The sequence below is a fragment of the Bradyrhizobium icense genome, from assembly GCF_001693385.1.
GTDB classification, from domain to species: domain Bacteria; phylum Pseudomonadota; class Alphaproteobacteria; order Rhizobiales; family Xanthobacteraceae; genus Bradyrhizobium; species Bradyrhizobium icense.
In genome coordinates this window covers 5,434,668-5,448,259 of sequence record NZ_CP016428.1, presented here as the reverse complement: position 1 = coordinate 5,448,259, position 13,592 = coordinate 5,434,668, and the positions used below count along the sequence as shown (strand labels likewise).

The following is a 13,592-nucleotide window of genomic DNA, read 5'->3' as shown; positions in this document are numbered from 1 at the left end:
CGGCGGCGGCTGGATTCCGAAGGCCCGCCAGATGCGTTGCACCGTCGACACCGACTGGCTGCTGGCCTTCGTCATGCCGCGGGAACTCCAATAGCTGGCGTTCTCGGGTCAGTTCTCCTTCGTCCGCACGATCACCGCTTCGATGCGGGCATCATCAATCGTTCGCGGCGCCCCGGAACGCGGCTTATCGTGCAGCCCGGCCACGCGCCGCTCCACAAAACGCCGCCGCCATTTTCCTACCGTCTGCCGGTCCAGGCCCAGCTTGGCTGCGACTTCCTTGTTCCGACCGCCTCTCGCGCACAAACCGGCCTCTCCGATTTGGGCTTCGGTCAGATCGAGGACGAGCGCGTCACCGCGGTCGGCTTGCATATCGAGGCCTTCGATTCGGTTTCAGGTTTCGAAATGCTGGCAGCCAGAGCGCGCGAGTTGAAGAAGCCCATCATCGCGATGAAGCTCGGCCGCCCCGAGCAGGCAAGACTAGCGACGGTGTCACACACCGCCTCTCTTGCCGGCTCGGACGCTGCTTCCGGCGCTTTTCTGAAGCGGCTCGGCACCGCCCGCGTCGATTCCATTCCATCATTCATCGAAGCGCTCAAGCTCTTGCACGTGACCGGACCTCTGCCCGACAACCGGCTGTCGTCGATGAGCGCCTCGGGTGGCGAAGCCTCGGTGATGGCCGACAGCGCGGAAGGGCGCTTTGTGCATTTCCCCGCGCCTCACCGACCAGCACCGCGCCCTTGTCAAATCGACGCTCGGGCCACTGGTCGCGGTGGCCAATCCGCTCGACCACAACACCTTCACCTACTACAACGAGCCGGCGTTGATCGAGACCTACCGCTACCACACTTCGCGAGCAGGCTCGAACCATCCGTCTTTAGCCCATATGGAGCTTACCGCTGCGCCGAGGGCAAAGAGATCATCTTTTCGTTCAAACCGACCGTGAAGAGGCAGCTTCTGCACCAAGTTGACCGGATCTCATCTGAGACCTCGTTTCCCCGATAACATGGACCGAATCCGCAACAGGACCAGGTTGGATGAAATCGTCGATCGGTTTGCGCAAATCTTGAGTGACGAACGCGACCGCGAACAATGAGCGGATCAGCCATGGGTTCCGGACAGCAGCCGTAACCTCAAGCGCGCGCGAGGTGAGCACCAACGCAGAAATGCCTTAGATCCATAAGCTGTGGAAAGTTTAGGAAATCATCAGCAGAGGATCTCAACCATCGGCCAATTCGCGCAACATTCTGCTCAGCGAGGCGGCGCCAACCAAGTACACGCTTTCGGAGGACCGTCATTTTCCTTCAAGTGCATGCAAGCAGGGAACGTTATGTTGGTTGGAGATCTCATCTTCGTCCTGCAGGCTCTCGCCGCCGCTGTCGGCCCAAGGAGGAGGACGGCCTGAACCTCGCGGCTTCAGCCCGAACTCATCAAAAAGCTCCGCAGCTGCAGAGGAGCGCTGCGGCGTGGTCTGTGATCGAGCTCAACTATTTCGATAGAATTGTGGAACTGCGGCTTCACGAATGGAGTAAATGTTGTGCGGGTGTAACGGCGTCGAAATGCGCGCTCGAACGCACAATTTAGTCGTCGACCTTAGATCCGTTGTAGGTAATCTATTCGATCCATCACTACTGTGTCGAGCCACAACACTGTTGACGAGCCGCCCCGCTTTGGGATGCAAAGACAATGACGCGGCTAAACCAATCTCAATTCGGGGACGCGGCATAGGAGCACGAGATGGTCAGCCATTTTTAGTTCCCTTCGCAGGTAAGTATGTCGATTCAAGAGCGTTTAGCATGCGAAATCGGCGCCCGCGCGCATTTCGCGAGTTTTTGGGAGCTGGGACCACAAGTTTAGCGACGTCCGACGACCTCAGACAGATCGCCGCCGAACATTTTTCGAAGCGCCGACCACGTGGCCGCTCGGGCGGGGACACCACGATTTTCTCATCCGGCAGGAAATGAAATGTCTTTGATCCGGCGCTCCGAAAATCTTTGGGAGTATCGGGACACTTGTAATGTTTACGTTCTGAAAAGTGGCACGGAGTGCCTACTGATCGATACAGGATCAGGCGCCGTTATGCAGCATCTTGCCGCTATCGGGATCGAGCGAGTCGACTGGGTTTTACATACACATCACCACCGGGACCAGTGCTGGGGAACGCCTAGTCTTCAGCAGGCTGGAGCAAAAGTGGCCGTGCCGGAATACGAACGTCACTTGTTCGACAATGTCGAAGCATGTTGGCAAGCTCGGCGCCTCTACGACAATCTCAACGACAGCAACACGTTTTTCTCGCTGGGGAAAAATCTTCCAGTCGATGCTGTTCTCGAGGACTATGGCACTTTTGTCTGGGAGGAATACGAGTTCCGTATCCTACCGGCAAAGGGACATACATACGGGATGGTCGCCTTAATCGCCGAAGTGGACGGGAAGAAAATCGCTTTTATAGGCGATCTGATGACAAGTGGCGGAAAACTATATCAGCTTCACGCCATGGAATATGCCTATGGAGATCTTCTTGGCGTTGAATTCACAATGCAATCGATCCCCGCGCTAAAAAAGGAGAGGCCGGAGATTGCCTATCCTTCGCATGGAGCGCCGATCTGTGAGGTGAAGCCGAATATTGAAGAGCTTGAATCAAGGCTCGAGACACTCGCTGATATAGGTGGACTTTTCACGTCAGGGCGCGGAATTCCGTTCAAGGACAGCGAAGCCCTTCGCGAGAGCAGATTGCAGAAAATTACGGAACATCTTCTGTGGGCCGGGCCATACACTTGCTCCAATTTCTACATTGTTTTGAGTGGAAGCGGTCACGCGATGCTGATCGATTACGGGTTGGCCACTGTAGGACATGTTCATGCGACCTCCGATCACGATGTCCCGCAGGCGCTGCGCTTCATAGAGCGCCATGTCGATCAACTGCGTGACGATTATGGAGTGCGGGATATCGAGCTTGTGGTTCCCACGCACGTTCACGACGACCATGTCTGCGGAATACCCCTCCTTCAGCGACATTTCGGCACCCACTGCTGGGCGCTTGACTGCGTCGCCAAGGTCATTGCGGATCCTGCTGCATGGGCGAGTACTCCGTCGTGCTTCCACAAACCGATCGAAGTGCAACGGATCCTGCGCGATGGTGAAGGGTTTCACTGGAGAGGATTCGATTTCCAAGTTCACTATGCGCCGGGACAAACCGAATTCCACTCGATTGTCTTTGGTGAAATCGACGGAAAGCGGATCATCTTTGGAGGGGACAATCTGTCTCTCTCCAATCCTCACGCCGGAGGAATCGAGCGCGAAATCCCTGTCCAGACGACAGTCATGCGCAACAGCTTTCAGCTGGAGATGCATCGCCAGTGCGCGAAGGTGATGCGAGCGACGCTGCCTGATCTCATATGCCCCGGACACGGGGAGCTGATTACCATGGATCAGTCGAGGATTGCCGAGTACACGGACTACATCGAACGTAAGGAAGCAGCTTTCCGCGATGTCGTAGGTGAGCCTGTGAATCATTTTATCGATCTATTTTGGGCGCGAATGCTGCCATACGTTTCAGAAACAAGTCCAGGTAGCGGGGTCGACTACACAATTGAGATTCGCAACAACTTGGAGCGCATGGCTGTCTACAGCGCTCGCCTTCTGCCGGCATTCGGTTGGACCTCGGATGGAAAAACGCAAAGCATCACGCTTCAGCCCGGGGAGCAGGATAAGATACTGCTTTGGGCTACTGCGCCATCTCAGGTCGATCCGCGACGTCGGCTCATTACCGCCGAGATTCTGATCGACGGTGTATCGCAGGGACCCGTGTGTGAAGCGCTAGTCTCAGTTTCCGGAGATTGGCCAGCTCAGCCTTTACCTGTCTTGCCAGCCGATAAACGCCAGATGCAACATCCTTGATGTTAACGCTCTCGCCGCTGGAGAGGTTCGGCTATGCGCTGGTAGTAGAATTTACGTGGTTGACCTGGTCAGCTAGTGCTTCTCGACGTGCTTCTCGCCCATGTCCTGAAACACGCTCGCCTGATATACGCCCTTCGAACTTCACGAGCAGAGGCTGAGAGGAGCCAGCACTGAACGAAATCGGAAGGGCTGCGAGCGCCCGAGCCTTCAGGCGCCTCCGTGCATGGAATACCGCGCGTCCCGTGTCTCTCGCGCCTTCGCTCGCGGCGTGTCAATTCATCCAAGTCGGCCAAGATCGCTGGATTCAGGCGCTAATTGATGGTCCATTGCATGAAAAGAGAGTTAAAGGGAGCTATACTTGCATGAATGTGAACGCCGAACGGGCTACCGACGTCGTCGCGAAGCGCTTCACCGATCTCAGCTTCGTTCGGCCGGAGTGTGGCGGATGGGAGTTCGTCGCATGATGATCCTGTATTGGCACCCCGCTTCGCCCTATGTACGCAAAATACGGATTGCCGTTCAGCTGCTCGGTCTCGCCGGTCGCTTCGAAATGCGCGACGCCGATGTTAACGACCCCGGTGACCCGCTCCGGCAGCAGAATCCGCTCAGCAAGGTCCCGACGCTTGTGCGCGAGAACGGCAGCGCCCTCTACGACTCGCCCGTCATCCTCGAATATCTCGATCATCTCGCTGGGGGCGGATGCATCATTCCGCGCGAGCCCGAGGCGCGCTTCGCCGCCCTGAGACTGCAGGCTTTGTGCGACGGGGCGCTCGATGCGAACTACCTCCTTATGTGCGAGGACTGGTACCGGACCCCCGAGCAGCGCGTCGCCCGCTGGGTCGATAAGCAAGCCGGAAAGATCGAGCGCGCCCTTGACACGCTCGAAGCCGCGCCGCCGGACCTGTCCGGCATGCCCAATGTTGGCCAGATCGCGCTAGCCTGCCTGCTCGGCTATCGAGATTTTCGTTTCGACGGCACCTGGCGCGAGACCCATCCGCGCCTGCACGCTTGGTACGACGCCTTCGCGGCGGCGGTGCCTGCCTTCGCCGCGACCATACCCAGTTCAGGATGAATTCGGCCGTGAACTTGATCTTTCAGAAGAGCGGTGCTTCATGAAGGGTAGCGTCGAGCCGCTGATGCTCGACAGGTATGGCTTCGGCGACCGCCGCAACTACCGGACCGAGAAGCAGGGCTTCGGCCTCCTTTGCAGATTACTCCGGTCCCCGGGATCGAGTTTCGTGCCTTTAAGGCGTCGACACGCTCTACATTCATTTGCTCATCCGACTGCTCAATGCCGTCCATTGCTCCGCTCACCGCAGGTGAAGGAATAATCCACAATGAAAAATCAACTTAGTTCTAAAAACTCTCGCGCGGCGTCGGCCGCGACCGTCGAGCACGTGGTTGGTGCAGGCCTTTGCACCGGATGTGGACTATGTGCCAGCATCGCCGGTCCGGCGATATCTATGGGTATTAATGTCGAAGGTAATATGCGGCCCCTCGTCAGAAAGAAAGTCGAAGACGAGAAGAACGCCCAGATCATGGCCACCTGCCCAGGCGTTTCGGTTGAAGGACCCGGCAGACCAGAAGGAGTCGTCGTTCATCCTTGTGGGGACCGATGCGTGAGATCCATCGATCCTGGTCGAGCGATCCGGCCGTCCGTTATACAATATCGACAATCTCGAGAAAGCCTGACGAATTATTGGCTTCGGCGCAGTCGCGCTATGGTCCATCATCACCTCTCGTCTGCTCGACAAGGGCACACGGTTCGCCGTGATCGCGAAGCCTTGTGACATTTCCGCTATTCGCGCCCTTGGTCGTATCGATCCTCGGGTCGAGCGGCTTGTTACATACATGCTGATAATGTTCTGCGGCGGTATTCCTAACGCTCACATTTCTAAAGCCATTGTGCGCCACCATGGCCTCGACGAGCAGGACGTCGACTTATTTCGATACCGAGGGGAGGGGTGGCCTGGCCCGCTCCGCGTCCGCACTCGAGACGGAGCCATTTATGACTTGTCATACGGAGACGCTTGGCGCGGCAAAAAAGGCGGAAGGAAATATGGCTATAAAGTTCAATTTTGCTGCAAGATTTGTCCCGACGCGATTGGAGAGGTGGCTGATATCTCTGCACCCGATGGCTGGATACTGCAGGAAGGAAAACCCATTTACAAAGAGGCGCCCGGAACCAACTTGGCCATCGTTCGCTCTCCAGCCGGTGAAGAATTGTTACATGCAGCCATCTCTGCCGGATACCTTCAAGTTTCGCCGGTCTCGGTTAACGAAATCGGCCAGATGCACGGGGGCCACTCAGAGAGAAAATTGGGCGCATCTGCCGCTTTGTTCGCGCTGTGGCTCATGGGCCAAAGGACAATCAGGGCTCCGGGTACCGGAGAGCAGACGCTCTGAAGCGCGCCGGGTTACGCGCTGTCTTTCGGCAATTTGTGGGTACGATCAGACGAGTCAAAGCCGGTGAGAACCGAGAGCACCTTATTTGAGTTGAGGAGCGTGTAGTTAGAGTGAGCGCATTCTGCTTGAGCTGCGCTGACATCGCGGCCCAGGCGTGAGCCTGCGCCTCACGTGGCGCAATGATCTTATCCGAATGCGTTTATCCAGCATTAGGGCGGCGTGCGAACCTGAGGCGTTCCAAACCCGGATGATATCGCGCGGCTTGCTTGCGTGGGCGCAAACGCTGACCAGATAAAAAGCCTCGCGCTTTGACGATGGCGCGCAGTATTTCTGCTACGCGAACGCCCATTTTCGTCAAATTAAGATCCCGCGCGCGGTACACCTATTGCGCGATAAAAGCTGTCCCCGGGGTCTAGCCGACTTAAGACAGATCACGGTGCAAGCGAGAGGAAAAGCTCAGAATGATCTGCGAGGTGTTCATCACCTGCGCGGTTGTAGGGATCGAGAGTTCGCTTGACCAAAATCCGTTTGTCTCGGAGCCCCGAAGCAGATTTCAGACTTCCTCGAGGCAGCGCTTCCTGGATCGGAGGCACTTCAGGAAGAAGCGCGCATTCGGAAGCCGAGTGTGAATTCGGTAATCCCTTGACGCAAAGAAGGGCGGCGACCGCATGTCGGGTACGGCAGACTCCCCCCTTGATCCAGATTCTCAGTGGCACGGGACTTTTGCGCGAACTGCCGCTGGAGCGCCTTTGACGCGATGCCGGCGCCGAGCGCGTCAGGCAAAGTACCTCGGAAATCCAGCGCCACATCATCCCGCGGGCGCTCGTGCGCCGATTGCCGGAGCGATTAATGCGTAAACTGGAACGTCTGCTGCGTCCGAAATCGATCGCCGTTTTTGGCGGCCGGCAGGCGGCCACTGTTGTGGCGCAATCGATCAAGATGGGCTTTAGCGGCGAGATCTGGCCGGTGCATCCGACAAAGGAGGAGGTTGCCGGCCGCAAGGCCTATCGCACCGTGGCCGATCTTCCGGGTGTGCCGGATGCCGCCTTTGTCGGGGTCAACCGGCACCTGACCATCGAGGTGATCCAGGCGCTAGCCGAGCGCGGTGCCGGCGGTGCCGTGTGCTTTGCCGCAGGCTTCCTAGAAGCCGAAACCAATGACGAGAACGGCGAGCGGCTGCAGGCCGAGCTTGTCGCTGCCGCCGGCCAGATGCCGATCATCGGCCCGAACTGCTATGGCCTGATCAACTATGCCGACGGGGCGGTTTTGTTGCCGGACCAGCATGGCGGTATCAGACTAGCAGAGAGCGGTCGTGGCGTCGCCATCGTTACACAGTCGGGCAGCATTGCCGTCAATATGACGATGCAGAAGCGTGGCCTTCCGATCGCCTTCCTGGTGACCGCAGGCAACCACGCGCAGACCGGCCTCTCCGATTTGGGCCTCGGTCTGATCGAGGACGAGCGCGTCACCGCGGTCGGCTTGCATATCGAGGCCTTCGATTCGGTTTCAGGTTTCGAAATGCTGGCAGCCAGAGCGCGCGAGTTGAAGAAGCCCATCATCGCGATGAAGCTCGGCCGCCCCGAGCAGGCAAGACTAGCGACGGTGTCACACACCGCCTCTCTTGCCGGCTCGGACGCTGCTTCCGGCGCTTTTCTGAAGCGGCTCGGCACCGCCCGCGTCGATTCTATTCCATCATTCATCGAAGCGCTCAAGCTCTTGCACGTGACCGGACCTCTGCCCGGCAACCGGCTGTCGTCGATGAGCGCCTCGGGTGGCGAAGCCTCGGTGATGGCCGACAGCGCGGAAGGGCGTTTGTGCATTTCCCGCGCCTCACCGACCAGCACCACTGGTCGCGGTGGCCAATCCGCTCGACCACAACACCTTCACCTACTACAACGAGCCGGCGTTGATCGAGACCTACACCGCTATGGTGTCGGGTGGCTTCGACCTCAACGTGCTGGTGCTCGACTTCCCGCGTTCCGACCGCTGCTCGAACAGCGACAGGTCGACGCTCGTACGCGCCTTTGAATCGGCACTGAAGAGTAACAAGGCGCAGGGCTGATCGTCTCCTCGCTGCCCGAAAACATGCCTGAAGAGTATACCTGCGGACCGATGGATAGCGGCATGGTGCCACTGCAAGGCATGTCGGAAGCGATGGATGCCGCCGAGGCGGCCGCCTTCGTCGGCTGGGCCTGGCGCAAGCCACAGGCGCAACCAGTCGACACGTCGGCTGCCGGCGCGCCTTCACGCTATCATGTCACGCTCGATGAGGCCGAGGCGAAGGCGCAATTGATCGAGGCGGGGTGCTCCGTGCCTAAGGGTGCGCGCGTCGCCGACCCCGACGGTCGGTCAAAATCCCCCGGGTGTGGTCACCTCAAACTCCCCCACCTGATTCCGCCTGGCTGGGCGGCTGATCGGCCGCCAAGCGCGTAGCAGGACGTTTATTTTCGCCCCCTTTTAGGGAAGAGGGGACGGGGAGTTGAACGTCTTGAAGCCGCACCTGCAAAGCACCGTATTTACGTTACTTGAGCGCCAGACGAGCCAACGAGAGATCCAGCGGCTGACGGGGATCGACCGCAAGACGATCCGGCGCTACCAGGCGATTTTCATGTCCCGGCGAGCGGCGGAGGCAAATTCCCCCGGGGTGACCGCCGGCTCCGAGGCCGCCGATGGCCAAACTCCCCCACCTCCGCGACCGCCGGCTATCGGAGCGACGGTGGCCGCCAAGTCGTTTGATTTCGCCCGCTCCGCCTGTGAACCGCATCGGGAATGGATCGAACAGCAGGTCCGTCTGAAGCGCAATGCGCAGGCGATCTACCAGGATCTGGTAGACCAGTTCGGCTTCACGGCGAGCTATGAGAGCGTCAAGCGTTTCGTGCGCGCCTTGCGCCACAGCGATCCCCAACAGTTTGACCGTCTCGAGTTTGCCCCCGGCGAGGAAGCTCAGGTCGATTATGGCGAAGGCGCGCTGACCCGTGATCCGAAGAGCGGTCGTTACCGCCGGCCGCGCCTGTTCGTGATGACCCTGCGCTACTCGCGGCGCAGCTTCCGGCGGGTGGTCTGGAAGTCGAGCCAGCAGATCTGGGCACAGCTCCACGAAGAGGCTTTCCGGTATTTCGGCGGCGCCGCCGGCTATGTCGTGCTCGATAATCTCAAGGAAGGCGTCATCACGCCCGACCTGTACGAGCCCGAGCTCAACCGGCTCTACGGCGCGGTGCTCGCGCATTACGGCGTCGTGGCCGATCCGGCACGGGTGCGGGACCCGAACCGCAAGGGGACCGTGGAGAACGCGATCCAGCACACCCAGGGCACCGCGCTCGCCGGGCGGCGCTTCGAGTCACTCGAGGCTCAGAACGGGTTTCTGGAGCACTGGGAGACGAACTGGGCTTCCAAACGCATTCATGGCAGCACCAGGCGTCAGGTCGAGGCCATGTTCCAGGAGGAGAAGCCGCATCTGCAGCCATTGCCCGCGACCGGCTTCCGTTATTTCTCCGAGCTCGTGCGCACCGTCTATGACGACACCACCGTGCGGGTGGATCATAGCGACTACGCCGCACGCCCCGCGCCGATCGGCAGCCAGGTCGTGGTCCGCCTCTACGAGAGCACGATCGAGATCCGCGACCGCAGCACCCAGGCGCTGCTGCGCGTTCATGCCCGCGCCGCACGGCCGGGTTCGCTCAAACTGCCGGACAAGGAGCGCCCGTTCAATCCATCCCGTCAGACCGGCTTCCTGCTGGCAAGCGCCGGCGACATCGGACCGCAAGCGAAGGCGCTCTGTCAGCGCCTGTTCGACACCGAAGGCCGCGTCGGGCAACGCGCGATGTGGGGCATTGTCGGACTTGCGAAGAAGTATCCCGCCCGGCTCGTCGAACAGGCCTGCGATCACGCGGTGCGTCATCACATCCATCGCTACAAACAGGTGCGCGCCCTCGTCGAGCGATTGTTCGAGCAGGCGCTCGAGCACCTTGATCAAGCACCACAACTCACGCTGCCGCTGACGCAGGATCATGCACTGATCCGTCCCGCGGCCGAATACGGCGATCTCTTTCGCCTCGGCGCCCAGAACCGTGCCAGCAACGAGAGCCGGCCCATCAACACCGGCGATGATCAGCGTGCACCAAACCGCGCTCGCGTCGTCTCCGCAACCCCGGCCAGCTCCGCCGACGCGAGCGCTCCTGCCGAGACCTTGATTGCCGATCAACTCCGCCTTTCAACCTCCACAGGAGATCCTTCGGAATGACCATGACCTTGCCAGAAATCGATCGCTGCCTACGACAGTTGCGGCTGTCGGGCATACGCGACACGCTCGAGACCCGGGTCCTGCAGGCCCAGGGCGCCAGCCAACCGTTCCTCGAGACCTTCTGCCTGCTCCTGCAGGACGAACTCGATCGTCGTCAGTCCCGTCTCATCGCTCGCCGCTACCAGCAATCTGGGCTCGAAGAGAAGCTCACGCTCGCGGAGTTCGACTGGTCCTTCAATCCCAAACTGCCGCGTCAGGCCTGCTTCCAGCTGCATGCGCTGAAATTTGTCGCCGTCGGTGAAAACGCTCTGCTCATTGGCAAGCCCGGCACCGGAAAGTCGCACGTGGCCAAGGCCGTCGCCTACCAGGCCATCCTGCAAGGCCACAAGGTCCAGTATCTCGAGGCCGATGACTTCTTTCACCGTTACGCCCTCAGCCCCGCCGCTCAGCGCGAAGCGCGACTGCGCAGCATCTTTGACTGCGATCTGCTTGTGCTTGACGATCTGTTCCTCGCTCGCACCATCCCCGACGAAGCTGGCGCTTTGCTGCAGACTCTGATCCATCAACGCTACAAATTGCACCGCAGCGTCATCGTCACGTCCAATCGCGTCGTGCAGGATTGGGGCGCTTATCTCCGCGACAACACCATGAGCACGACGATCCTTGACCGCCTCATGCACCATTGCCATCTGCTCGAGTTCGACGGCCGCAGCTACCGCCTCAAGGAAGCCGCCGAAGCCCTTGCACGCAAAACCCAGTCAACCTAATAACCTCTTGTCCTGCTCCACAGGTGGGGGAGTTTGCGCGACCACAGGTGGGGGAATTTGAAGTGACCGTCCGGGCCGATCCGGTGGAGGCGGCGATCTCCGCGACGGCGCTCGGTTTCCCGGTTGCACTGAAGGCGCTCGGCGTCGCTCACAAAATCGAGCTGGGCGCCGTACGGTTGAACCTAAACGACGCCGAATCGGTTAGCGCGGCCGCACACGACCTGCTGAAGATCGGCAACGCTCTCTATGTCGAGCGCATGGTGCGCGGCGCAGTCGCCGAACTCATCGTCGGCTTCACCCGCGATTCGATGTTCGGTCCTGTGATGACGCTGGGCAGCGGCGGCGTGCTGGTGGAGCTTTTACGCGACAGCGTCACTCTAATGCTGCCGGCCACCCGCGCCGACATCGAAGCGGCATTGCGAAGTCTGAAGGCTTTCCCGCTATTCGAAGGCTATCGCGGCCGGCCGGAGGCCGATCTCACCGCCGCCGTCGAGGCGATTTTCGGCATCGCCGCCTTCGTCCAGCAGAACGCAGGCAAGATCGAGGAACTGGACATCAATCCCGTGATCGTCTGCGCCGAGGGGCAGGGCGCTTGGATTGCCAACGCGCTGCTGGTGCTTGGACAGAAGAAGGAAGAACGGCCGACGCCATCACCACCCACGGCGCGATCGTCGAAGTCACGCTCAACCGATCGACCCCAAAGCCTCGCGGCTGATAGGCGAGACCTTCAAGGCGTTAGGCGATGATCAGGACCTGCGCGTCACCATCCTCAAGACCCGGGTGACAAGTTCTTCTGCGCCGGCTGGGACCTCAAAGCGGCGGCAAGCGGCGAGGCAACCGACGCTAACTGTGGCGCTGCAGGCGCTGCGCGAAGTAAAGGCGAAATGCACGATTGTCGAGGTTCGAGCTATGGGCAAAGTGATTGAGTGGTACGTCGACTTAGAATAGCGCTGCCGACTCACGTGAGGTGTCGATATTGGCAGACCTAGCCAGCCTCGAGATGCAATGGAAAGGAGCAATAATGTACAAGGAAATCCTCTATTCGGTTGTCGACTATGTTGCGACTATCACGTTCAATCGCCCAGATCGATTGAACGCTTGGACCCCCCAGATGGAGGCGGAAGTACGAGCCGCATTGAGCGCCGCAACTGCTGACGACAACACCCGAGCGATCGTGATCACGGGGGCCGGGCGCGGCTTTTGCGCTGGGTACGACATGTCGCTTCTGATCCCCCAGCAGAGCGATGACGACGGCGTGGATCTAGCGGGCAGCTCCGATAATTTTAACCAGATATTCTCCTATCTGCTGGCCGTGCCCAAGCCTATCTTCATGGCGATCAACGGGCCGATCGCAGGATTCGCGCTGTGCTTCGGAGTTTTCGGCGATTTCCGCTATATGGCCGAAGGTGCAAAGCTAACTACGTCTTTCGCCAGACGAGGCCTGATTGCCGAGGCCGGTGTATCCTGGATGCTCCCTCGCCTGATTGGTACGATGAACGCACTCGACCTTCTTTGCTCGGCCCGCGTCATCGAGTCCCGGGAAGCGGAACGCCTCGGCCTAGTGCGCACGCTGCCGGCAGAAAACTTTCTTGCGACGGTGCAAGGAATCGCGCGCGAGTTGGTGACTACGGCCTCGCCGCGCTCAATCGCGGTAATCAAGCGGCAGATCTACCTTTCGCATTTCCAGTCGCTCGCCGAAGCATGCGCGTTAGCTGACAAGGAAATGAAGGCTGCCAGCACTTCGGAAGATTACAAGGAAGGAGTCGCGCATTTCGTGGAGAAACGAGCACCAAACTTCACCGGACGCTAGCTCTTTAAAACCAAGGTCGATTGGACGGGATCGCGGGAGAAGCGTTTCGGTTCTTAGGCTACCGAGGGTATGGAGGAGCTTGGCGAACTTGTAGGCGTCCGCCAAGGCGGCCAGATGCCCGCGCAACTGGTCATGGGTTCGTAGTGGAAGTTCCTGATGCTGTTTGCTCAAGGTGGCGTGGCTTTGTCAGGCGGTGGTCGGATGAGCCACACGCGCTTGGGCGAATGGTCGGAGTCTCCATCCTCCTTGGGCGCTGCCGTCTTCTGCGCGCTATGTTGAACAGCCAAAAGTCCTATCATTCGCGAATTATCCGGCCGCCTATCTGCACAAGTCATATGGGGAGAGGCGCTATTCTTGCCATGCGCCTTGAGTTTGATCTTGCCTGGGACCATATGCGTCGGCTGCGCGATCTCTGGCGGGCAACCCATTTTGAGGGACATCCGTCGGACCAATCTTGCGATTTTCGCGCCAAGCC

7 protein-coding genes and 3 pseudogenes are annotated in these 13,592 nt (G+C 59.5%); 9 read left to right on the top strand and 1 reads right to left on the bottom strand.

All coding sequences use genetic code 11. The features are described 5' to 3' along the window. Positions 1-108: 108 nt before the first annotated feature. Positions 109-369, bottom strand: coding sequence for a helix-turn-helix domain-containing protein (locus tag LMTR13_RS43815; protein WP_065730215.1), 261 nt, complete (start codon positions 367-369; stop codon positions 109-111). Here LMTR13_RS43815 and LMTR13_RS25585 point away from each other — a divergent pair. The 9 genes and pseudogenes from LMTR13_RS25585 to LMTR13_RS25540 all read left to right on the top strand — a co-directional run. Then, positions 295-835: pseudogene (locus tag LMTR13_RS25585) on the top strand (acetate--CoA ligase family protein); the annotation flags it as partial. The gene LMTR13_RS43815 and the pseudogene LMTR13_RS25585 overlap by 75 nt on opposite strands. Positions 836-1,962: 1,127 nt before the next feature. Beyond that, the gene (locus tag LMTR13_RS25580; RefSeq protein WP_065730213.1) at positions 1,963-3,894 is read left to right on the top strand and encodes an MBL fold metallo-hydrolase; all 1,932 of its coding nucleotides are present in this window, start codon (positions 1,963-1,965) and stop codon (positions 3,892-3,894) included. A gap of 460 nt (positions 3,895-4,354) precedes the next feature. Beyond that, the gene (locus LMTR13_RS25575) at positions 4,355-4,966 is read left to right on the top strand and encodes a glutathione S-transferase family protein (RefSeq protein ID WP_065730212.1); all 612 of its coding nucleotides are present in this window, start codon (positions 4,355-4,357) and stop codon (positions 4,964-4,966) included. 698 nt (positions 4,967-5,664) lie between these two features. Further along, on the top strand, positions 5,665-6,300 hold the full coding sequence (locus LMTR13_RS25565) for a Coenzyme F420 hydrogenase/dehydrogenase, beta subunit C-terminal domain (protein ID WP_197520910.1): 636 nt from the start codon (positions 5,665-5,667) through the stop codon (positions 6,298-6,300). A gap of 849 nt (positions 6,301-7,149) precedes the next feature. After that, positions 7,150-8,637 (top strand): annotated as a pseudogene (locus tag LMTR13_RS25560) (CoA-binding protein); the annotation flags it as partial. Positions 8,638-8,779: 142 nt separating this feature from the next. Beyond that, on the top strand, positions 8,780-10,540 hold the full coding sequence (istA, locus tag LMTR13_RS25555; protein ID WP_156795757.1) for an IS21 family transposase: 1,761 nt from the start codon (positions 8,780-8,782) through the stop codon (positions 10,538-10,540). Between the two features lie 2 nt (positions 10,541-10,542). Beyond that, positions 10,543-11,307, top strand: coding sequence for an IS21-like element helper ATPase IstB (gene istB, locus LMTR13_RS25550; RefSeq protein ID WP_197521175.1), 765 nt, complete (start codon positions 10,543-10,545; stop codon positions 11,305-11,307). Positions 11,308-11,390: 83 nt separating this feature from the next. After that, a pseudogene (locus LMTR13_RS25545) lies at positions 11,391-12,053 on the top strand (acetate--CoA ligase family protein); the annotation flags it as partial. Positions 12,054-12,328: 275 nt separating this feature from the next. Further along, positions 12,329-13,117, top strand: coding sequence for an enoyl-CoA hydratase-related protein (locus tag LMTR13_RS25540; protein ID WP_083219213.1), 789 nt, complete (start codon positions 12,329-12,331; stop codon positions 13,115-13,117). Positions 13,118-13,592 lie beyond the last annotated feature (475 nt).

Excerpts from the sequence above, each read along its gene's own strand:
- LMTR13_RS25575 (WP_065730212.1), top strand. The coding sequence starts at position 4,355 with ATGATGATCCTGTATTGGCACCCCGCTTCGCCCTATGTACGCAAAATA.
- LMTR13_RS25580 (WP_065730213.1), top strand. The coding sequence starts at position 1,963 with ATGTCTTTGATCCGGCGCTCCGAAAATCTTTGGGAGTATCGGGACACT.
- LMTR13_RS25540 (WP_083219213.1), top strand. The coding sequence starts at position 12,329 with ATGTACAAGGAAATCCTCTATTCGGTTGTCGACTATGTTGCGACTATC.
- istB (WP_197521175.1), top strand. The coding sequence starts at position 10,543 with ATGACCTTGCCAGAAATCGATCGCTGCCTACGACAGTTGCGGCTGTCG.
- LMTR13_RS43815 (WP_065730215.1), bottom strand. The coding sequence starts at position 369 with ATGCAAGCCGACCGCGGTGACGCGCTCGTCCTCGATCTGACCGAAGCC.